This is a genomic window from Salipiger sp. (assembly GCF_059781815.1).
The window spans coordinates 1-21606 of sequence record NZ_JBYNAH010000070.1 but is presented as its reverse complement, the minus strand read 5'-3'; the positions used below and the strand labels follow the sequence as shown (position 1 = coordinate 21606).

The following is a 21606-nucleotide window of genomic DNA, read 5'->3' as shown; positions in this document are numbered from 1 at the left end:
TGGTCGCGCTGGCCCGTCCCGAATGGCTGGTCGAGATCGACGCCACCGCCGTGATCCCGGACTGAGACCCGCGCCCGCAACCGTTCCGGCAAAGACCCCAGCCGACCCGCTGACGGGGTGACCGCGCGGGGCGATCCCCGCGGCATGGTCTGCCCTAAGTGCCGCATTCGTGCATCGCCGCGCGCCGTTCGCGGCGCGGTTACGCGCCCCGGCCTCGCACGCTCTCGATCCCGCAGGGGCGCCGCACTATGCTGCGCCCGGCGACACATGGCCAAGGCGCCGCTCCGGTGAGGTTCCGGGGTGGCAAAGACGAAGGTGAAGGACATGCCCCTCCGGTTTACCCTGCGACAGCTCGAGTATTTCATCGCGGTGGGCGAAGCGGGCAGCATTGCGCTGGCCGCCGACAAGGTGAACGTCACCGCCCCCTCGATGTCCTCCGCCATCGCCCAGCTCGAGGCCGGCTTCGGCGTTCAGCTCTTCACCCGCCGCCACTCGCAGGGGTCGGTTCTGACCCCGGCGGGCGAGCATTTCATCACCCAGGCGCGCGCCGTGATCGAGGCCGCCGACAAGCTCAACGACATGGCGCATATCTACACCGGCAGCGTGCGCGGCTCGCTGCGCGTCGGCTGCATGCGCACCTTCGTGCAGCTCATGGTGCCGCAGCTGCGCCGCAGCTTTGTCGACAAGTACGAAAACGTCGATTTCACGCAGGCCGAGCTGGATCAGGCACAGATCTTCGACGCGCTACGCGCCTCGCGCATCGACGTGGCGCTGACCTACGACCTGTCGCTGCCCAGCGACATCGATTTCCAGCCGCTGCAGAGCCTGCCGCCCTACGTGATGGTCGACGTGGCGCATCCGCTGGCCGGGCGCCGCGAACTCTCGGTGGCGGATCTCGTCGATCACGACATGGTGCTGCTCGACCTGCCGCACAGCTCTGAGTATTTCCTGTCGTTCTTCCGTGCCCTTGGCCGCCGCCCGCGCATCGCCGAACGCACCGGAGAAGTGTCGGTGCAGCGCAGCCTCGTTGCCAACGGGTTCGGCTTCGGGATCTCGAACATGCGCACGGTCTCGGATTCGGCGATGGACGGCAAGCTGCTCAAGTTCATTCCGCTCAAGAGCGATGTGGAGCCTCTGCAGCTCGGCATCGCCCTGTCACGCGCAGACCATGTCTCGCGCACCATTCAGGCCTTTATCGACCATTGCCACGAGGCCGCCGACGCCGGAAAGCTACCCGGCCTTCTCGTCTGAGGCCGGCAGCGGCTGCCGCCCGCGCCGGGCAGGCCCGGTGATCCTGATCGGCCACGATGCATCGGGCCGCCGGATCGCGACGACCTGTTGCCGCTCGCGAAGCAGATCAGGCCCGTCGCTCTCGCCGCGGCAGCGCCGCCAGACCCGCACGGCCGGCACGGCAAAACCCCGGCGATTTAAGTCTTGGTGAGACCGGAGGTTGCGCTAGGTTCGGGGAGGAAACACCCTGCACAGGCACGGTCACCCCGCCGGAGGAGCTTAGATCGCCATGAAATCGCACATCTTTACCGCCATTCTCGCCCTGTCCGGAGCGCTCGGCACCGCCGCTCAGGCGGATATCGTCGTCTCCTCCAAGATCGACACCGAGGGCGGGCTGCTCGGCAACGTGATCGCCCTGGCGCTCGAGGATGCCGGACTGCCGGTGGAGCGTCGGCTACAGCTTGGCGGCACGCAGGTGGTGCGCGAGGCGCTGCTTGCCGGCCAGATCGACATCTACCCAGAATACACCGGCAACGCGGCCTATTTCTTCAACGAGGCCGACAGCCCGGTCTGGAAGAGTCCGGAAGAGGCTTATGCCCGCGCCGCCGAGCTCGACGCCGCGGAGAACGACCTGACATGGCTTCAGTCCGCCCCCGCCAACAACACCTGGGCGATCGCCCTGACCGGCGCGCTGGCCAGCGACAACAACCTCGTCACCATGTCCGATTTCGGCGCCTGGGTCGCGGATGGCGGCGACGTGAAGCTTGCCGCCTCGACCGAGTTCGTCTCTTCGCCCGCGGTGCTTCCGGCGATGCAGGAGGCCTATGGGTTCGAGTTGACCCCCGATCAGACGGTGATCCTGTCGGGCGGCGACACCGCCGCGACGATCCAGGCCGCGGCGCGCGGCACCTCCGGGGTGAACGCCGCAATGGCCTATGGCACCGATGGCGGCGTCGGCGCCGCCGGTCTCGTCGTCATGGCAGACGACAAGGGCGTGCAGCCGGTCTACGAGCCCGCGCCGGTGGTGCGTGACGCCGTGCTCGATGAGTACCCGGCGATTGCCGAGGTTCTGAACCCGATCTTTGCCGATCTCGACATGGCGACCCTGCAGGACCTCAACGGCCGCATCCAGGTCGGCGGCGAGCCGTCCGAGGCGGTGGCCCGCGAGTATCTGACCACCATCGGCGTGCTCGACTGAGCGCCGTCACGGTGCCCGCCCGAAACCGTCCCGCCATTTCGGCGCCCGGCGCCGTGTTTGCGGCGCTCGGCGCTCTGGCGCTGCTGGCGCCGTTCATGACGCTGGCGGCGAACCGCATCGTCGCGGGCGAGCGCATGGCGCTGTGGTCGGTCGCCAGCCCCGGCGCCGTTGCCACAGGGCTTGCCGCGATCGCCGTGGCGCTGACGCTCGGCCTTGCCGCACGCTGGCCGTGGCTGCGGCTGCTGGGGGCGGCGCTGGGGCTCGGCGGGGCGCTCTGGCTGCTGGCGCAAGGGGCCGAGACCCTGCTCGACGGCGCCGGCAATTACGCGCGGGTCTCGCCGGCATCCGGGTTCTGGTACCTGCTGGTGATCCTCGGCCTCTTGATGGCCGACGCGCTCTCGTCGCTGTCCCCGGGACCGCTGGCGCGGGCCGCGCTGCTAGGCGTGGCACTTGTCGCCGGGGCGCTGGTCCTGCAATCGGGCGCGCTGAGCGAGCTGTCGATCTTTCGCGAATATGACGGGCGGCGCGCCGCCTTCACCGATGCGTTCTGGCGCCATCTCGGGCTGGCCTTCGGCTCGCTAGCGGTGGCCGCCGGCATCGGCTTTCCGCTTGGCATCGCCTGTCATCGCAACCTGCGCCTGCGCGCCGCGCTTCTGCCGCTGCTGAGTTTCCTGCAGACCATCCCGTCGCTGGCGATGTTCGGCATCATGATCCCGCTGCTCGGCTGGATCGGAGACAGCCTGCCCGGCGCCGAGGCGCTCGGCATCGCCGGAATCGGCTTTGCCCCCGCCTTCCTCGCGCTGGTGCTCTACTCGCTGCTGCCAGTGGTCGCCAACACGGTCGCGGGCCTCGACAGCACGCCGCCCGCCGCCCGCGACGCCGCCCGAGGCATGGGCATGACCCCGCGCCAGAGGCTCTGGCAGGTCGAGCTGCCGCTCGGGCTGCCGGTGATCCTTGCCGGGCTGCGCATCGTGCTGGTGCAGAACATCGGCCTCGCGGTGATCGCCGCGCTGATCGGCGGCGGCGGCTTCGGCAGCTTCGTGTTCCAGGGCCTCAACCAGACCGCGACCGATCTGATCCTGCTTGGCGCCCTGCCCGCCGTGGCGCTCGCCCTGACCGCCGCCATCGTCATGGACATCCTGGTCGAGCTGGCCAGCCCCACCCCGGAGCACGGCGCATGATCGAGATCGACCGGATCAGCAAGCTTTACGACGGCAAACCGGCGGTGGACGCGGTCTCGCTCACCGTCGAGGCCGGGACGATCACGGCCATCGTCGGCACCTCGGGCTCCGGCAAGACCACTCTGCTGCGGATGATCAACCGGCTGGTGGAGCCAAGCTCGGGCGAGGTCCGGATCAACGGCGAGCCGACGACCGGGCTTGCCAAGGAGGTGCTGCGGCGGCGCATCGGCTATGCCATTCAGGGGCACGGGCTGTTTCCGCATCACAGCGTCGCGCGCAACATCGGCGCGGTGCCGCGTCTGCTCGGCTGGCCGCGCGACAAGATCCGCGCCCGCGTCGACGAACTGCTCGAGCTGTTCTCGATGCCGCCCGGGGAATTCCGCGACCGCTACCCCGGAGAGCTCTCCGGCGGACAGCAGCAGCGCGTCGGCGTGGCGCGGGCGCTGGCCTCGCGCCCCGACATGATCCTGATGGACGAGCCCTTCGGCGCGCTCGATCCGATCATCCGCACCCGCGCGCAGGAGGATCTGCGCCGCATTCAGAGGGCGCTTGGCTCGACCATCCTGATCGTCACCCACGACATGGAGGAGGCGATCCAGCTCGGCGACCGGGTGGCGGTGATGGATGCCGGCAAGCTCGTGCAATACGCCACCCCGGCCGAGCTCATCACCCATCCCGCCACCGGCTTCGTGACCGAGATGGTCGGCGGCGTCGACCGGCCGCTGAAGCTGTTGTCGCTCTTTGCGGTGTCCGAGATCGTCGAGGACGGCGCCGCCGACGGCCCGGCCATCGACGCCGGGACCAGCCTGCGCGACGCGCTGTCGATCTGCCTCTGGACCGGGCGCGACGCGCTGCCGGTGACCCGCGACGGCGCGCCGGTCGGACGGGTCACGCTCGATGCGATCCGGACGCGCGCGGAGACGCACGCATGAGCGCCGGCGCGCTGCTGCGCGCAGCGCTGGTCGCGCTGCTTGTGGCGCTGGTGCTCCGGCCCGAGTGGTTCGCGCCGGTCTTCGCCCCCGCTGCGCCAGAGGGCGGGCCGGTGATCTATGAACGGGCCTCGCTGCTCTCGCTGTCGCTCAGCCATCTCGGGCTCGTGGCGCTGGCCTCATGCGCTGCGACGCTTGTCGCGGTGACGCTGGCGATCCTGGTGACGCGGCCCGCGGGCGCGGCCTTCCGGCCGCTGTCGCGCACCATCACCAATATCGGCCAGACCTTTCCGCCGGTGGCGGTGCTCGCCCTCGCGGTCCCGGCGCTCGGGTTCGGGGCAGGACCGACTCTGGTGGCGCTGTTTCTCTACGGGCTGCTGCCGATCTTCGAGAACGCGGTGACCGGCCTCTCGGGTCTGCCGCCCGCAACGATGGAGGCCGCGCGCGGCATCGGCCTCAGCCGTCGCCAGAGGCTCCTGCAGGTCGAGCTTCCGCTGGCGCTTCCAGTGATCCTGACCGGCATCCGGCTCTCGGTGGTCATCGCGCTCGGCACCGCGACCATCGGCTCGACCGTCGCGGCGCGGACCCTGGGCGAGGTGATCATCGCGGGGCTGCTGACCAACAACACCGCCTATGTGCTGCAGGGCGGGCTGATCGTGGGGCTGTTCGCGGTGCTGATCTACGACGCGCTGGTGCAGCTCGAACGGCGGCTGGCCCGGCGTCTCGGCCTGCGGGGCTGAGCGGCGCCCTCGCTCAAGGGGCCTCGGCCCGGGTCAGGAACATCGCCCGGATGCCGCGCGCCCTGGCAAGCTGGCGCCCGGTCTCCTCGCCCAGCACCATCAGCGCCGTGGCCCAGGCATCGGCGCTCATGCAATCCTCGGCAAGCACGGTGACAGAGGCCGGAGGCGCCATCACCGGGCCGCCGGTCACCGGGTTCATCGTATGCGACAGACGGCGTCCGGCGATTTCGGTCCAGTGCCGGTAATCGCCCGAGGTGGCGATGGCGCAGTCGCTCAGCTCCACCAGAGACTGCACCGCGCGGCGGTCGTGCTCGGGCGCCTCGATGGCGATCGGCCAGGGGCTGCCGTCGGGCTGGGTGCCGACACAGCGCAGATCCCCGTCGATCCCGGCGGTGAAACCGCTCAGACCCTGCGCCCGGGCGACCTCGACCAGCGCGTCGGTGCCATAGCCCTTGGCGATGCCGCCCAGATCGAAGCGCGTCTCGGCGTGCTTGCGTGCCCGCCCCGCCGCCGGATCGAGTTCGAGCAGATCGTGGGCCCGCCGGCGGCGCGGCGTCCGCAGAAGCGACGCCATACGGTGCGGGTCGGCCGCATCCGGGCCAAAGCCCCAGGCGCAGACCGCGTCGGCCACGGCGATGTCGAAGGCGCCGCCCGACTGCCGTCCGATCTCGAGCGCACGCTCCAGCACCGCCATCGTCTCGGGCGGCAGCGGCACCCACGCGCCGGGCGCGGCGGCGTTGAGCCGGTTCAGCGCGCTCTCGGGTTTCCAGAGCGACATCTGCGCATCGACGCGGTCGACCGCGGCCTGAAGCGCCGGGCGCAAGGTCGGCAACTCCGCGCCGTGAAAGGTGAGGTACCAATGCGTGCCCATGGTCGTGCCATTGAGGCTAGTGCGGGCAAACGGATCAGAAGACGTCTGCGACATAGCGGTTCTCCTGTTTCAGCATCTCGGTGGTCAGGCCGAGCGGGGCCAGCACCTCGTCGAGTGCAGCGGCCACGCCCGCGCCCATCTCGCGCCCGCCACAGATCATCACCCGGGCGCCCCTGGCGATGCTCTCGCGCAGCCGCGACGCATCGTCCTCGATCGCCTGCTGGACATAGCGCGGACGGTCGCCCCGCGACCAGGCGAGGCTCAGGGCAGAGAGCCGCCCCTCGCCCTGCCACTCTGCCAGATCGGCGCCGTAAGGCAGGTCGGCGCCGGTCGACCGGCTGCCGTAGACCAGCTGCAGCGGGTGCTTGCGCCGGTTGGCGCGGATAAAGCCCGCAAGCGCCCCGATGCCGGCGCCCGCGCCGATCAGGATCAGCGGCGCAGAGTCCTTCGGCGCATGGAAGGCCGGGTTCGGCTGCAGCCGGGCGGTGATCGTGTCGCCGGGCTCGAGCGCGAAGAGCTGGCCGCTGCACAGCCCGCCGGCACGCTTGCGGACGCAGATTTCGACCCAGCCGTCGCGCGCCGAGGAGGCCAACGAATAGCTGCGCGCAACCTCCGAGCCCTCGGGCAGGATGTTGAGCAGATCTCCGGCCTCGAACCCGCCCCATCCGCGCCGGAACAGCCGCTCGGAGAGCGTGCGCGGCGGCAGCGCGAAGCGCAGGATCGCGGTCGGGGCCTGCACGTCTTCGCCGTAGAAATGGGCCGAGACAAGCATCAGCTCGCGCGTCGGCTGCGGCTCGAGGGCCTCGGCCACGTCGCCAAGCGCGATCCCCGTCGCGGCGCTCCAGTTGCGCGCCCAGTCGGCAAAACCCGCGGCGGACTGCCGGTCGATCCGGCAAAGCTCCAGCGTCTGCGCCCAGCCCTTCGCCCGGGCGGCCTCGGCCACCTGTGCGGCATAACCGCAGAACGCGGGATAGCTGCTGTCGCCGAAGCCCAGCACCGAGAGCGGCGCCGTCGGGGCCGCGTCGAGGGCGTCGAGCCGGTCAAGGAAGCCGGTTGCGCCTGCCGGGGCATCGCCGTCGCCATAGGTGGCGGCAAAGGCGAGGATAGCGCGGGCACCGGTGTAGCGTTCGGGGGCGAAGGCGTTCATCTCGGCAAGATGCACGCCCAACCCCGCCGCATGGGCCTGGGTCGCGAAGGCGCGGGCAAAGCGCCAGGTGGTGCCGCCCTCGGACCCAACCAGCACCACGAGATCGGCTTCGGCGGCGTCGGTCTGCGGCAGCGCGGACGGGCGCGAGCGCCCCGACAGCCAGAGCAGCAGACCGCTGCCCGAGAGCACCGGCACGCTCAGCGCCGAAAGCCCGAGAAGCAGCCCGATCCAGGCCGCTCCCTGGCCGGTATGCAGCATGTGCACCAGATCCATGATCCTGGAACTCAGCGGACGGTCGGCCCAGCTCAGCATCTCGCCGGTGACCGGGTCGATATAGCCGGCACCGGCGTCGGTCTCGACCTGCCAGGCCTGCCCGGGAAGGTTGGCGCGCGGCAGGACAATCGCCCGCAGCTCGTCCCCGGGGATCGCGCTCAGCGCCGCAAGCTCCGAGGCGGGCAGCGCCTCGCCGCTGCTGACGCTCGCGGGCACCGCCGGAAGCGGGCGCACTTCGTCGATCAGACCCAGCGTCGCCGCTCCCATCCACAGACCGGTGAGCGACGACAGCATCAGCCCGACGAGCGCGTAGCGCGCGAGACGCAGGTGCAACCTCCCCGCGCCGGTGCCGCGGTCGCGGGCCAACAGCCTGCGCCAGCCGCCAAGCCGCCGTGCCGCCAGCCACAGGCCGCTCACCGCAAGCCCGATCAGCCCGAGCGTGGCGAACAGAACGACGATCTGGCCGCTGTCCGACAGGAACAGCGACCGGTGCAGGCTTTCGAACCAGAGCTCGAGCCCGCTGTCAGAGACCGGCCCCAGAACCGCGCCGGAGGCCGGGTCGATGAGCTGCCGGCTGAGCCCCTCCGGCCCGAAGGCCACTGCAGTCACCACGTTGTTGCTGTCGACGAGGATCTGTTCCGCGCCCGGCACCGATTGCATCACCGCCTCGGCCAGCGCGCCGGCATCGAGGCGCGCCGCCGTGCGGTCGGCATTGAGCAGCGGAAAGACCGACAGGATCACGCCGGTCAGCGAGACCACGGTCAGGACGAGGGCCAGGACCAGCCCGGCAATACGGTGCAGGACGCGGAACATGGCGGGCCTCACATGTCGAAACTGAAAGAGGCGATGTAGCCCCGGCCCGCGACGCTCTGACCGGCGGCAGAGCTGTCGAGCGGCACGACGATCTCGGCCGGGCTGTCGGGCATGTGCTCGACCGCGACATCGGCGCGGATCTGGTAGCCGGCGTCGATCAGCGCATCCTCGATATCGACGGTCACCTCGAGCGCGCGGCCCGAGCCCACCGAGGCCCCGGACAGGCCGGCAATCTGCGCCGACGATCCGCCGGTGGCGGCGTACCAGTTGCTCAGATGATCCCACCAGCGCGACTTGCCCGAGGCCACCCAAAGGTGGCGCACGAACTGGCCCTGCGCATCGGTGATGTAATAGGCGAGATAGGCGTTCTCGCCGCCATAATTCCGCAGCGTGGTGTCGAGCGTGACCTGAGCGGCGTTTGCCAGGCCCGGCATGGTAAGCGCGGTGCTGGCGGCAAGCAGGGAAGGCATGAGTTTCATCGGTCATCTCCGTCGGGAAAGGGGCCTGGCCCCGGTCTATGGGCCGGTTTTCCCGCGCGCGCCTGATGCCTTGCTGAAGCGCTCCGGCAAAGTGCTTCAGCTTGCCTTCAGTTTCGCGGCGGAGTGTAATGCGACCCAAGGAAAAGAGGCTGTCATGCGTGTCCTGCTGATCGAGGATGATGCCGTTCTGGGCGGGGCAGTGGCCGACCAGATCCGTGCCGACGGGCATGGTGTCGACCGGGCCGGGCGGCTGGACGAGGCGCAGGCGGCGCTCGATGCCCAACCCTTCGATCTGGTGCTGCTCGACCTGATGCTGCCCGACGGGCGCGGCATCCCGTTCCTCAAGGCGCTGCGCGCCCGCGGCGACGTGACCCCGGTGATCATCCTCACCGCGCTCGATCAGGTCAGCGACCGCATCGCCGGGCTGCAGGCCGGCGCGGACGATTACCTCGTCAAACCGTTCGACCTCGCCGAGCTCTCCGCCCGCATCGGCGCGGTGTCGCGGCGCTATGCCGGCAATCCCAACCCGCTGATCACGCTGGGCGCGCTCGAGGTCGATCTCGCCGCGCGCACGGTCACCCGCGACGGACGCCCTGTGGCGCTGACCGCGCGGGAATGGGCGCTGTTCGAAGCCCTGCTTCAGCGCCCCACCCATCTGCACACCAAGCCGCAGCTCGAGGAGCTGCTCTACAGCTTCGACGACAGCATCGGCTCGAACACCATCGAGGTGCATGTCAGCCACCTGCGCAAGAAGCTCGGCCGCGAGGTGATCGTGACCGAGCGCGGCCTCGGCTACCGGCTGGGCCAGCCATGACACAGCCCCTCAGCCTCACCGCGCGCATCGGCCTGCTGACCGGCGGGCTGGTCTCGGTGCTCTGGCTCGCGGCCACGGTCTGGACCCTGAACGGCCTCTATCACGAGGTGAACGAGGTGTTCGACCGCGACCTCAAGGCCACGGCCGAGCGCATCCTGCCCATCGTCGTGCACGAGCGCTACGAGCGCGAGGACGACCGCGAGGACGGGCCCGACGGCAAGGATCTGCGCCGCGTCAGGGCCGAGGCCGACGACACCGCCTTCGTGGTGTTTTCCGACACCAAGGGCGTTCTGCTGCGCTCCGAGGGCGCCTCCGAGATCGCCTTTCCCACCGGGCTCGGCTTCTCGCGCGATGACAGCTGGCGCTTCTACGTCGACCGCGGCTGGCGCGGCGACGTGGGCATCGCGGTCGCCCGGCCGCTCGCGGCGCGGCGGCTGCTCTATCGGCGCGCGCTGATGGCCTCGCTGCTGCCGCTGCTCGCGCTGGTGCCGCTCACCCTGCTGGGGATCTGGCTGGCGGTACGGCGGGGCCTGAGACCGCTCGAGGGCGTGCGCCGCGAGCTGGCGCTGCGCGGGCCGATGAATCTGGTGCCGGTGCCGCTCGGCGGGCTGCCGCGCGAGCTTGCGCCGGTGGTCGCGTCGGCCAACACCCTGATGGGCCGGATCGAGGCCGGGTTCGAGGCCGAGCGCAGCTTCGCCGCCAATGCCGCGCACGAGATGCGCACCCCGGTGGCGGGCGCCATCGCGCAGGCGCAGCGGCTGCAGAGCGAAAGCGCCGATCCCTCCGCCCGTGCCCGCGCCGCCGAGATCGAGGAAACCCTCAAGCGCCTCACCCGCTACACCGAGAAGCTGATGCAGATGGCCCGCGCCGAAGGCGCGCGGCTGCGGCTCGACACGCGCATGGATCTGCGCCCGGTCGCGCAGCTCATCGTCGAGGATTTCACCCGCGCCGCGCCGCTGGCACAGCGCATCGCGCTAAGCCTGCCCGATGCCCCGGTCGAGAGCGATCTCGATGCCGACGCCTTCGGCATCGTGCTGCGCAACCTGCTGGAAAACGCCCTGCGCCACGGGGCCGGGGACGGCCCGGTGCAGGTGCGCCTCAGCCCCGGCGCCGAGCTTCTCGTCGCCAATGACGGTCCCACGCTTGCCGCCGACCATCTGGCGCGGCTGAGCCAGCGCTTCACCCGCGGCGACGGCGCGGGGGATGGCACCGGGCTCGGGCTCTCCATCGTCCAGATCATCGCCGAGCGCAGCGGCTCGACCCTCGGCGTGACCTCTCCGCGCCCGGGATCGGAGGGCGGCGTCGAGGTCGTCTTCCGGTTCTGATCCCGCCGCCTTCGGGGGCATCCGTGGTCAAAAACGCGGCGTCGGGCCGCGCCCGCGCCCCGGCAACGTCCGCAATGCCCGATTGAAGCGTCCGGGCGGGAACGGATCGCCCGCCCGCCGGTTTGACCGGCGAGCAACGAAAGGGCGTTCCATGGACCTGAAGATAGAAGGACGGCTGGCGGTGATCAGCGGCGCCGCCGGCGGCATCGGGCTGGCGACGGCGCGGGTTCTTGCCGAGGACGGCGCAAGGCTGTTCCTGACCGACACCTCAGACGAGGCGCTTGCCGAGGCCGCCGCCACGCTCGGCGACAGCGTGGTCGGCCAATATGCCGCAGACCTGACCGACGACGAGGCGGTGGCCGCACTGGCGGAGCGGATCGGCTGGAAGGGCGGCGCCGACATCCTCGTGCACATGGCCGGGATCACCGGCGCCAAGGGCGATCCGCTCGAGATGGCCTATGACGACTGGTTCGAGTGCTGGAACACCAATTTCATGTCGGCGGTGCGGATGACCAGGGCGCTGGTGCCGGGCATGGTCTCCAAGGGCTGGGGCCGCGTGGTCTTCACGGTGTCTGAAAACGCCGTGCAGCCCTACCCCGACGAGGCGGTCTACAATGCCTCGAAGGCGGCGCTGCTGAGCTATACCAAGGCGCTGTCGCTGCCCTACGGGCCGAAGGGCGTGCTGGTGAACGCGGTCATGCCTGCCTTCATCGAAAGCCCGATGACCGATGGCATGATGGAAAAGCGCGCCAGCTCCCTGGGCGTTTCGATGGACGAGGCGGTGGAGAGCTTCCTCGACGAGGAACGCCCCTACCTCTCGCTCAAGCGCCGCGGGCAGGCCGACGAGGTGGCGGCGGTGGCGGCGCTGCTGTGCTCGGACCGCGCGAGTTTCACCAACGGATCGGCATGGCGCGCCGATGGCGGCGCCGTGGCTGCGATCAACACCTGATCTTTCAACGCGCGACCAGCGAAAGGATCCCCATGAAGGACGGACATGTCTCCCACCTGCCCACGCCGGAATATATCGACGACGGCTACAGGGGCGCGGGCAAGCTCGAGGGCAAGCGGGTGCTGATCTCGGGCGGCGACAGCGGCATCGGACGCGCGGTCGCGCTGCACATGGCGCGCGAGGGCGCACGGGTCGCCATCCTCTACCACTCCGCCGAGGACAAGGCGGAAGAGACCCGCAAGGGTCTCGAGGCCGAAGGGACCGAGGCGCTGGTTCTGCAGGGCGACACCGGCCAGAGCGGCGATTGCGACGCCGCCGTCGCCAAGGTGGTCGAGGCCTGGGGCGGCATCGACATTCTGGTCAACAATGCCGGCTTCCAGAAGGCCTATCACAGCCTCGACGAGGTCAGCGACGCGGACTGGCGCGCGCATTTCGACGTCAACATGGCCGGCATGTTCTTCCTGTCGCGGGCGGCGCTGCGGCACATGCCCGATGGCGGGGCGATCGTGAACACCACCTCGATCAACGCCTTCGTCGGCAACGACGCCCTGCTGCCCTACTCGGCCACCAAGGGCGCCATCACCACCTTCACCCGGTCGCTGGCCAAGCAGGTGATGTCGCGCGGCATCCGCGTGAACGAGGTCGCCCCCGGTCCGGTCGCCACCGACATCCAGTCGGTGTTCGAAGAGTTCGACGAGGACATGCTCAAGACCATGGCCGCGCCCATCGGGCGTGTGGGCCAGCCGCGCGAGCTTGGGCCGGCCTATGTCTTTCTCGCCTCGCGCGACGGGTCGTTCATCACCGGCCAGACCATCCACGTCAACGGCGGCATGATCGTCGGCGCCTGACGCGGCCGCGTCCCGCGGAGCGGCCTCGGTCGGCTTCGGGCAGGCGGGGGCTCAGCGCACCCCGTCCAGCGCCATGACGCAGAGCCCCGCGATGATCAGCGCGAGGCCCAGCAGCTTCGGCATCGTCAGGGACTCGCCTAGAAAGACCACGCCGGCCCCGACCACCATGACAAAGCTCATCGACACGAAGGGATAGGCCAGCGACAGGTCGACCCGTTTCAGCGCGAACAGCCAAAGCACGGTGCCGACCCCATAGAAGGCCAGCCCGCCCAGCACCCAGGGCGAGAGCAGAAGCGCCGTCGCCTTGCCGATCACCCCTGCGCCCTCGGCAAAGGTCACCCCGGTGACACCGGCCTTGAAACAGGTCTGCCCCAGCGCCGACAGCGCCACCGACACGAAGATCAGCGCGAACCCGAGCAGCGTCATTGGATCAGCGGCTCCATGTTGAGATAGCGGGCGGCGAGTACCACCAGAACGGTTGTGGCAAAGACCAGCTGGCTGATCCGGTCGGTCACCGCGAAGATCACCGGATCATCGCCGATCTTGCCCCGGCAGGCCCACATCCAGGTGCGATAGATCCAGAACATCATCAGCGGAATGACCAGCCACAACAGATCCGCAGCGCCGTATGTCTGGCTGGCGGTGGCGCTCGACATGTACTGCGCCAGCGTGAGCATCGAGGCCGCCGCGTTGGCGATCCCGAAGGCCCGCACCGTGGCCAGTTCCGCGCCCCAGTAGTTGCGGCTCGGCAGCTTGGTGTCGTCATCGACGCTTTCAAGCTCGATGGCGCGCTTGAGATAGGCGAGGCTGACAAAGAAGAACAGCGAGAAGGTCAGCAGCCACGAGCTGACCGCGATGCCGCAGGCCGCTGCCCCGGCCACGATGCGCAGCGTGTACAGCAGCGACAGCACGATGGTGTCGATGGTGGAGAATTGCTTCAGCACGAAGGAATAGGCGGTGGTCAGCACGAGATAGACGAGCAGGATCGCGCCGAACTTCACCGGCAGCAGGGCGAAGGCGAGCAATAGCGACAGCGTCGCCAGACCCACCGCCGCGAGAGCGCCCTGCACCGGCAGCACCGCGCCCGAGGCAAACGGCCGGTTGCGCTTGGTGCGATGGCGCCGGTCGGCCTCGATATCGACGAGGTCGTTCGCGATGTAGACCGAGGAGGCAAGGATCGAGACGCAGACAAAGGCCATCAGGGCAGCAAGCAGCATCCCGGCATGGCCGTACTGGTGCGACAGCAGCAGCGGAACGAAGACCAGCACGTTCTTGGCCCATTGATGCGGCCGCATCGCCTTCCAGATGCCACGGGCCAGCGAGCGGTTGCCCTGCGAGACCAGCGTGGTGCGCTCTGCGCTGCGCTGCCGCGCCTCTTCCACCGCCCCGGCAGGCGCCACGAATCCGGCCCAGCCTGCCTGCTCCCAGATCGGGATATCGGCGCCACTGTCACCGAGATATTCAAAGGCCACGCCCCCGGCATCGGCCTTGATCGCCTCGAGCTTGGCGGCGCCCTTCAGATTGTGACCGGGCTCGGACGCGAGCACACCGTCAAATAGCGCGAGATGCGCGGCCACCGCGTCGGCGACGCGACGGTCGGCGGCGGTGGCAAGGATCACCCGGCGGCCCTGCTCGCGGGCCTGCCGCACATGCGCCAGCACATCCTCGTTGTAGGGCAGAAGCTCGGGAAGAAAGGCCTCTTCGTTCCAGAGCGCATGCTTGATCCCGGACCGCCCGTCCTGCCGCGCGGCGCGCCAGACGGCGGGCCAGCGCGCCGGCGCCTTCAGCGCCTCGATCAGAAGCTCCTGCGCCGCATCGGTGCGGATCAAGGTCCCGTCGAGATCGACGTAGAGCGAATTTTCGACACTGGGCGAGGCGGTCTCGAGAGACGTGAGCACGGCATTCATCGGGGTTCCCCCTTTTCCCGGTACAGTCCGATCTGGCGTTGGCCATTCGTGCAGGTATCGGGACAATACATACAAAAACTATTTCGAATTGCGGCTGTGTGGTATCTGTCTGACCTCAGGCGGCTCCAAGGATCTGTATTATGAGTATATCTGGCCGGAAGTGGGTCGGAACTATGTCGGTTTTCGTTCTTTTCGCCGTTGCATTTTTGCTGCGGGCTGTCGGGACGGATTACGGCTATTTCCACGGAGACGAGCGGATCAACGAGGCCGCCAAGGTGCTGACCGGGCAATTGGTGCCCGAACAGCATTTCTATCCGCCGCTGATCAACTACCTCAATGCCGTCGGTCTCGCCGTCCTTTTCGGCATCGGGCAGGTGCTCGACTGGTGGTCGGGTCCGGCCGGGTTCCGGGCCCAGTATTTCGAGGATGCGACGCCGTTCTATGTCACCGCTCGCCTGATGACCGCCGCCACCGGCGCGCTGCTCGCGCCGCTCTTCTACGGCATTGCCCGGCACACCGGCCTCGCGCGCGACCGCGCTTTCGCGGTGGGGCTGGTGGGCGCCCTGTTCCCTCTGGGCGTCTACATGTCCCATATCGCCAAGGGCGACGTGGCGCTGTCGACCGCGCTGATCGCCACGTTCTGGGCCACGCTCGTCCGCTTCGACAGCGACCGTCCGGCCCGCTGGGACGTGATCGTGGCGCTGATGGCGGTGCTGACCGTGAGCTTCAAGCAATCCGGCGTTCTGGTCCTCGCGCCGCTGGCGCTGGGATACTGGATCCTGCTGGCCCGCAGCGCGGGCGGCAGGGCCTGCGCCGCCTCGGTCGCACGCATCGTGCTGACCGCCGCGATCGCCTGGCCGATCCTGAACATCGGCATCGTGATGGATTTCGCCAGCTTCCTCGCGTTCCAGAAAATCCAGACGGTGATGTCGGTGACCGACGACGCTAATCGCACGGTGGGCCTGTCGACCCTGCTTGAGCGGCTCTCGACCCCGGTTCTGGGGCTCAACGCGGTCTGGCTCCTGGCGGCGCTGCTGGCACCGCTGGCGCTGCTCCTGCCGGGCGCCAGACTCGACAAGACGGCGTTGCTGATCGTGTTCTGGATCGCGCTGGTGCTGGCCACCGCCGGCACCGCGGTGCTGGTGGGGTCGCGGCAGCCCGAGCATCTCTGGATCGCCAACTTCGCCGGCTTCGCGCTGCTCGCCGCGCTGGCGCTCGCCGCGCTCAGCGCCGCGCCGCAGCCGGTGCTGCGCCTCGGCGCCACCGCAGCGCTTGCCCTTGGCCTTGTGCTCAGCGCCTCGAACGCCGCGATCCCGCTGCGGCAGGCCACGGCCCCGGCGATCCGCGAGGAGGTCGATACCCTCATCGCGCGCGACTATGCCGACCAGCGCATCATGACCATGCTCGAGACCAGCCTGCCCCAGCGCATGGAGGCTCAGGCGATGGAACTGGCGCGCTGGGACCGGCTGGCGGCGAAATATGACGTGGAGATGCCGGACCTCAGCGAAGAGCGGCGCGTGCGCGAGAACGTGCCCGGCGCGGTGTTCCAGATCGCCATGCCCACGGTAATGTACGGTCTCGACGGCGTCGACGAAGACACCGAGGATTACGAGGTGCAGGCCCATGCCTGGCCACCGCAACGCGAGGAATGGCAGCTCGATTACTGGCTCGATCAGGGCTTTTCGGTCTTCATCGTCAAGAACCTGCCCTACATGCGCACCGAAGTGCCCTCCGAGCTGATGCGGGACTTCTTCGAGGACATGGCCATGCGCTGCACGCTCGATGCCGAGGTCGCGGCCCGCAAGCCCCTGTTTCTCGAGCGCAATGTCAGCATCTTCCGCTGCCCCGCAAACGGCCCGATGGCCGAGAGCTGACCCCGCACCTGCCGCCGCCGGGGGCGGCACCCGGCCACGGATGCAGGAGGCGCATCAGGCCGCCGGTGGCTCGGGCGTCTCGCCGCGCAGCGACAGGCGGAGCTGCTTTTCGGTCTCGATCAGCGCAAAGAACACGACGCCGATGACGAGGATCAGCGCGGCATCCCGCAGCGGCAGCGCGGCGGTGTCGAAGATGCCGTGCATCGCGGGGAGGTAGGTGATCGCAAGCTGTGCAAGCGCCACAACCACGACACAGACCCAGATCACCGGCGTGCCGCGAAGCGCCGTCCACGACAGCGCGCGCGCGTTCATGTTGCGGATGAAGAACAGGTGGAAGATCTCGAGAACCACCATCGTGTTCATCGCCACGGTCTGCGCCAGCGCCACCGACGAGCCGCGCTCGATGGTGTAGAAATACATCCCGAACACCGCCAGCAGGAACAGCAGCGACACGAACACGATGTGCCAGAGAAGCGCGCCGCTCATCAATGGCTCGTCGCGCGGGCGCGGCGCGCGCGCCATGGTGCCGGGCTCGCTCGGCTCGAAGGCCAGCGCAAGGCCGAGCGTCGAGGCGGTGATCAGGTTGATCCAGAGGATCTGCACGGCGGTGATCGGCAGCGGCATGGCGGCGAACAGCGCCACCACGATGGTCATTGCCTCGCCGGTGCTGGTGGGCAGCGTCCAGCTGATCACCTTCTTGATGTTGTCGAACACCGTGCGCCCCTCGCGCACCGCCGCGGCGATCGAGGCAAAGTTGTCGTCGGCCAACACGAAGGCCGCCGCCTCCCGCGCCGCGGCGCTGCCCTTCAGCCCCATGGCGATGCCCGCATCGGCACGCTTCAGCGCCGGGGCGTCGTTCACGCCGTCGCCGGTCATCGCCACGGTCAACCCGCGCGCCTGCAACGCCTTGACCAGCCGCAGCTTATGCGCCGGAGAGGTGCGCGCGAAGATGTCGGTCCGCACCGCCGCCTCCGCAAGCGCGCCGTCTTCCAGCGCGTCGACATCGGCGCCGGTGAGCACGCGCTCGGTGTCGCGCAGGCCGATCTGCTTGGCGATGGCCCGGGCGGTGGCGGCGTGATCGCCGGTGATCATCTTCACCCGGATGCCGGCGGCGTGACACTCGGCCACCGCCGCGATGGCCTCGGGGCGCGGCGGGTCGATCAGCCCGACAAGGCCGATCAGCGTGAGCGTCCCGGCGAGGTCGCCGCTGTCGAGCACCGTGTGCGAGGGCGGCACCGCCCGCGTCGCCACTGCGAGCACCCGCTGGCCCTCGGCCGCCAGCCGCTCGACCATCCGGTGCCAGCTCGCGGCGTCGAGCGGTGCGCGGCCGCCGCCCTCCGCGCGCTGGTCGCGGCACAGCGCCAGCACCGCCTCGGGCGCGCCCTTGACGTGGATGCGGGCGCTGCCCTCGTGATCGTGGTTCAGCACCGCCATGTAGCGATGCGCGGCGTCGAACGGGATCGCATCGCTGCGGCTCCAGTGGCGGAACGGCTCTGGCCCGTCGCCGGTGATCTTGCCCGCCAACGCCATCAGCGCGCCCTCCATCGGGTCGCCCTCGACATGCCAGCCGCTCTCGTGCGGGCGCAGCAGCGCGTCGTTGCAGAGCCCCGCCGCCAGCGCGAACTCGGCCAGAACACCGTGCTCGGCAGAGGTCACGGGATCCTCTCCCCGGCGCACCGCCCCGCTCGGCGCATAGCCCGCCCCCTCGACCGCAAAGACGTGACCGTCGGCGGCGAGGCTCGCCACCGTCATCTCGTTCCGGGTGAGCGTGCCGGTCTTGTCGGAACAGATCACCGAGACCGCACCGAGCGTCTCGATCGCCGGCAGGCGGCGGACGATGGCGTTGCGCCGCGCCATCGCCTGCACCCCCACCGCCAGCGTGATGGTCAGCACCGCCGGAAGCCCCTCGGGGATGGCCGCGACCGACAGACCGACAATCGCCATGAAGAGATCCGCGAAGGGCAGCTGGCGCACGTAGTAGCCGTAGGCGAGCAGGGTCGCCCCCACCAGCAGGATGAAGGCGGTGAGCCAGCGCGCGAAGCGGTCCATCTGCACCAACAGCGGCGTGCGCACGGTCTCGACCTGAGACAGCATCCCGCTGATCCGGCCGATCTCGCTGGCGCTGCCGGTGGCGGTGACCACGCCACGCCCGCGCCCCGAGGCCACCAGCGTGCCCGAGAACAGCATCGGGCTGCGGTCGCCAAGCGCCGCCTCCGGCGCCACCGGCTCCGCGCCCTTGTCGACCGCGAGGGACTCGCCGGTCAGCACCGCCTCCTGGGCCTTGAGACCGCGCGCCTCGGTCAGGCGCAGGTCGGCGGGCACCCGGTCGCCGGCCTCGACCACGACGATGTCGCCCGGCACCAGCGCCGCGGCGTCGAGGCTCTGGCGGCGGCCGTCGCGCAACACCATGCTCTGCGGCGCGAGCATCTCGCGGATCGCCGACATCGCCTGCTCGGCGCGGCCCTCCTGCACGAAGCCGATCACCGCGTTGATCACGACCACCGCGAGGATCACCCCGGTATCGACCCAGTGCTGCAGCGCCGCCGTGACCGTGGCGGAGCCGATCAGCACGTAGATCAGCACGTTGTGGAACTGGCGCAGGAAGCGCAGCAGCGCCGGGCGGCGCGGCGGCTCGGGGAGCTGGTTCGCGCCGTACCGCGCCAGCCGCCGCTGCGCCTCGTCCGTGCTCAGTCCCTCGGTCGTGGCCTCGAGCGCGTCGAGCACCTGCTCCGCGCCAAGCGCGTGGAACGGCGTCTCACCCTGATCCGTCATGCCTCTCGTTCCTCCGACCAGTCTCGCGCCAGTCTCGGCCCCGGTGCCGCGCCGTCGCAACCGTTTTTCTGCACTTGCGAGGAAACGCCGCTGCCGCCCCTTGCTCAGCGCCTGTCCAGCGCCCTGAAGACCCGCTCGGCGGTTGCAGCCACCGGCGGCGAGAGCGCCTCGCCAAAGCCGAAACACGCGCCCTCGATCCCGACGATCCACAGGCTGCGCGGCAGCATCCCCAGCGCCCGCGCGGTTTCGACGGCGAAAGCAAGGCCAAGCTCGTGGGTCGAATTGCGGAAGAGGGTCTGGGGCAAGGGGCCCGCGCGCGCATCGATCAGGCGCAGCACTCCCGGCGCCGCGCCGCTCTGGGTCGCGTCCGCGATCAGGATCTCGGGGGCTTCGGCAAAGCGGCTCACAAGGCCCGCGCCATCACCGCAATGGGCGACCGCGGGCACGCCGGCCAGTGCCAGCGCATCGGCGAGCCACGGCCCGACCGCATCGTCCTGCCGGAAGCGGTGGCCGACCCCGATGAACAGCGAGAAGGCGGGCAGGTCTTCAGTCACGCTCCACCGTCAGCTTCAGAAAATGCGTCGCGCAGGAGATGCAGGGATCATAATTGCGGATCGCCTGCTCGCAGCGATGGCGCAGCGCCGCGTCGTCGAGATCGAGCGAACGGGCCACGATGCGCGCCAGATCGGCCTCGATCTGCGGCTGGTTCTGCGAGGTCGGCGGCACGATATTGGCCGAGACCAGCCGGCCCTCCGCGTCGAGCACATAGCCATGATGACAAATGCCGCGCGGCGCCTCGGTGCATCCGAAGCCCTCACCGGCGCGCGGCGGGCCCTCGACAAAGGATGGCTCCGGCGGGACGTAGCTGCGCGCCAGCCGCAGCGCCTCGAGGCAGGCGAACTGCACCTCGATCATGCGCACGAGGATGGATTTGAACGGGTTGCGCTCCGCCGGTCCCAGACCGGCCTCGGCGGCGGTCCGGCGGCAGGCTTCGGGAAGCCGCGCGAAATTGTTGGCGTAACGCGCCAGCGGCCCGACCATGTAGGGCGCGCCGTCCGGCAGATGCGCGTGCAGCGCGTTCGAGCGGGCGACCTGCGTTTCCCGCACGGTTGCGGCAAAGTCTTCCTTGCCGATCTCCAGCCCCCGGTTCGAGGCGATGCGGCCCTCGAGGATGGGGTACTCCTCCGGGTGCACGAGCGAGACGAAGGTGTAGTCGCCCTCATCCTCGGGAAAGTCGAAGCGCGCAAAGGCCAGCGCCATCTCCCGCGCGGCCTCGGCGCCCCATTCGAGCTCGGGAATGAGGGCCGCGATGCGCCCGGGCTCGGGCGCGCGGAAGAAGCCGCCGACACGGGTGTTGACCGGGTGCACCGCGCGCCCGCCGATCACCTCCATCAGCGCGTTGCCAAGCTTCTTCAGCCGCAGCGCGCTGCGCACGAGCTCGGGCTCGGCGCGCGCGATCTCCATCGCGTCGGGCAGGCCGAGGAAATCCGGCGCGTGCAGCATGGCGGCGTGCAGCACATGGCTCTGGATCCACTCGCCGCAATAGATCAGCCGCCGCAGGGCGCGGATCTCGGGGGTGATCTCGAGCCCCCAGGCCTGCTCCACTGCCTGGCTCGCCCCCATGACATAGGCCACCGGGCAGATGCCGCAGATCCGCGAGGTGATGTCGGGCGCATCCGTGGCCGGGCGCCCGCGCAGCAGCGCCTCGAAGAAGCGGGGCGGCTCGAAGATGCGGAACTCGACGCGCTCCACCTCGTCGCCGCGCAGCTTCACGTAGAGCGCGCCTTCGCCCTCGACCCGGGCCAGCACATCGACCTTGATGGTGCGCTCAGTCATCGTCGCCCCTCGCCGCCGCGAACTCCGGCGCGGCACAGGTGAAGCTGCCGTAGAGCGCCCTGAGCGCCTCTTCCGAGACGCCCATCGCCCGGAACTGCGCCGAGAGCGCCTCGGTATTCGCCCCCGCCACTGGGCCGAAACAGCCGTAGCAGCCGCGCCCGACCGAGGGACAGAGATTGCCGCAGCCGGCCCGCGTCACCGGTCCGAGACAGGGCACGCCCTTGCCGACCATGACGCAGGCCGTCCCTTTCCGCTTGCACTCGGTACATTGCGCCTCGCCCGGGATCTGCGGCTTGCGCCCCGCCAGCACCGCGGTGATCAGTTCGAGCAGCTGCGTCTTCGACACCGGACAGCCATGCAGCTCGAGCTCCACCGGCACGTGATCGCTGACCGGGGTCGAGCGGGCGAGGGTCTCGATAT

At 69.7% G+C, this 21606-nt stretch carries 18 protein-coding genes and 1 pseudogene; 10 read left to right on the top strand and 9 right to left on the bottom strand.

Annotated elements, in window-relative coordinates:
• Positions 1–324 precede the first annotated feature (324 nt).
• The 5 genes from AC6RA4_RS10325 to AC6RA4_RS10305 all read left to right on the top strand — a co-directional run bounded on the left by AC6RA4_RS10325 (position 325) and on the right by AC6RA4_RS10305 (position 5278).
• Complete coding sequence (locus AC6RA4_RS10325) at positions 325–1251, top strand: LysR family transcriptional regulator (protein WP_500160012.1); 927 nt, start codon at positions 325–327, stop codon at positions 1249–1251.
• Positions 1252–1519: 268 nt separating this feature from the next.
• Positions 1520–2428: a glycine betaine ABC transporter substrate-binding protein OsmF gene (gene osmF / locus AC6RA4_RS10320; protein WP_500160010.1), complete on the top strand. Its 909-nt coding sequence runs from the start codon at positions 1520–1522 to the stop codon at positions 2426–2428.
• Between the two features lie 53 nt (positions 2429–2481).
• Entirely contained in the window at positions 2482–3609 is a 1128-nt protein-coding gene (locus AC6RA4_RS10315) for an ABC transporter permease (protein ID WP_500160008.1), read from the top strand.
• Entirely contained in the window at positions 3606–4541 is a 936-nt protein-coding gene (locus tag AC6RA4_RS10310) for an ABC transporter ATP-binding protein (RefSeq protein WP_500160006.1), read from the top strand. Before AC6RA4_RS10315 ends, AC6RA4_RS10310 begins: the two co-directional genes overlap by 4 nt.
• Positions 4538–5278 (top strand): ABC transporter permease, encoded by a 741-nt coding sequence (locus AC6RA4_RS10305; protein WP_500160004.1) that lies wholly within the window; start codon positions 4538–4540, stop codon positions 5276–5278. Before AC6RA4_RS10310 ends, AC6RA4_RS10305 begins: the two co-directional genes overlap by 4 nt.
• Before the next feature lie 13 nt (positions 5279–5291).
• Here AC6RA4_RS10305 and AC6RA4_RS10300 read toward each other — a convergent pair whose 3' ends face one another.
• From AC6RA4_RS10300 to AC6RA4_RS10290, 3 genes are read right to left on the bottom strand one after another with little or no spacing between them, the layout of a single operon-like run.
• Positions 5292–6203, bottom strand: a complete 912-nt coding sequence (locus AC6RA4_RS10300) for an FAD:protein FMN transferase (protein ID WP_500160002.1) — start codon at positions 6201–6203, stop codon at positions 5292–5294.
• Positions 6184–8382, bottom strand: a complete 2199-nt coding sequence (locus AC6RA4_RS10295) for a PepSY domain-containing protein (protein ID WP_500160000.1) — start codon at positions 8380–8382, stop codon at positions 6184–6186. Before AC6RA4_RS10295 ends, AC6RA4_RS10300 begins: the two co-directional genes overlap by 20 nt.
• A gap of 8 nt (positions 8383–8390) precedes the next feature.
• Positions 8391–8861: a DUF2271 domain-containing protein gene (locus tag AC6RA4_RS10290; RefSeq protein ID WP_500159999.1), complete on the bottom strand. Its 471-nt coding sequence runs from the start codon at positions 8859–8861 to the stop codon at positions 8391–8393.
• A gap of 154 nt (positions 8862–9015) precedes the next feature.
• Between AC6RA4_RS10290 and AC6RA4_RS10285 the strand changes: the two genes are divergently transcribed.
• The 4 genes from AC6RA4_RS10285 (at position 9016) to AC6RA4_RS10270 (ending at position 12797) form a co-directional block, all read left to right on the top strand.
• Positions 9016–9675: a response regulator transcription factor gene (locus AC6RA4_RS10285; RefSeq protein WP_500159997.1), complete on the top strand. Its 660-nt coding sequence runs from the start codon at positions 9016–9018 to the stop codon at positions 9673–9675.
• The gene (locus tag AC6RA4_RS10280) at positions 9672–11000 is read left to right on the top strand and encodes a sensor histidine kinase (protein ID WP_500159995.1); all 1329 of its coding nucleotides are present in this window, start codon (positions 9672–9674) and stop codon (positions 10998–11000) included. Before AC6RA4_RS10285 ends, AC6RA4_RS10280 begins: the two co-directional genes overlap by 4 nt.
• Before the next feature lie 151 nt (positions 11001–11151).
• Positions 11152–11949, top strand: a complete 798-nt coding sequence (locus AC6RA4_RS10275; RefSeq protein WP_500159993.1) for an SDR family NAD(P)-dependent oxidoreductase — start codon at positions 11152–11154, stop codon at positions 11947–11949.
• Positions 11950–11981: 32 nt separating this feature from the next.
• On the top strand, positions 11982–12797 hold the full coding sequence (locus AC6RA4_RS10270) for an SDR family oxidoreductase (RefSeq protein WP_500159991.1): 816 nt from the start codon (positions 11982–11984) through the stop codon (positions 12795–12797).
• A 51-nt stretch (positions 12798–12848) separates the two neighbouring features.
• Here AC6RA4_RS10270 and AC6RA4_RS10265 read toward each other — a convergent pair whose 3' ends face one another.
• Both AC6RA4_RS10265 and AC6RA4_RS10260 read right to left on the bottom strand, forming a co-directional pair.
• Entirely contained in the window at positions 12849–13223 is a 375-nt protein-coding gene (locus AC6RA4_RS10265) for a DMT family transporter (protein WP_500159989.1), read from the bottom strand.
• On the bottom strand, positions 13220–14704 hold the full coding sequence (locus AC6RA4_RS10260; RefSeq protein ID WP_500159988.1) for a UbiA family prenyltransferase: 1485 nt from the start codon (positions 14702–14704) through the stop codon (positions 13220–13222). The genes AC6RA4_RS10265 and AC6RA4_RS10260 overlap by 4 nt, the downstream gene beginning before the upstream one ends.
• A 173-nt stretch (positions 14705–14877) precedes the next feature.
• On the opposite strand from AC6RA4_RS10260, the gene AC6RA4_RS10255 reads away from it, so the two are divergent.
• Positions 14878–16578 carry an ArnT family glycosyltransferase gene (locus AC6RA4_RS10255; protein WP_500159986.1) on the top strand — a complete coding sequence of 567 codons (1701 nt, stop codon included), beginning with the start codon at positions 14878–14880 and terminating at the stop codon, positions 16576–16578.
• Between the two features lie 54 nt (positions 16579–16632).
• Here the strand turns inward: AC6RA4_RS10255 and AC6RA4_RS10250 are convergent, their stop codons facing one another.
• The 4 genes and pseudogenes from AC6RA4_RS10250 to AC6RA4_RS10235 all read right to left on the bottom strand — a co-directional run.
• Entirely contained in the window at positions 16633–19350 is a 2718-nt protein-coding gene (locus AC6RA4_RS10250; protein ID WP_500159984.1) for a cation-transporting P-type ATPase, read from the bottom strand.
• Positions 19351–19454: 104 nt separating this feature from the next.
• Entirely contained in the window at positions 19455–19904 is a 450-nt protein-coding gene (locus AC6RA4_RS10245) for a hydrogenase maturation protease (protein ID WP_500159983.1), read from the bottom strand.
• Positions 19897–21186, bottom strand: a complete 1290-nt coding sequence (locus tag AC6RA4_RS10240) for a Ni/Fe hydrogenase subunit alpha (RefSeq protein ID WP_500159981.1) — start codon at positions 21184–21186, stop codon at positions 19897–19899. The genes AC6RA4_RS10245 and AC6RA4_RS10240 overlap by 8 nt, the downstream gene beginning before the upstream one ends.
• A pseudogene (locus AC6RA4_RS10235) lies at positions 21179–21606 on the bottom strand (NADH-quinone oxidoreductase subunit B family protein); the annotation flags it as partial. The gene AC6RA4_RS10240 and the pseudogene AC6RA4_RS10235, both read right to left, overlap by 8 nt.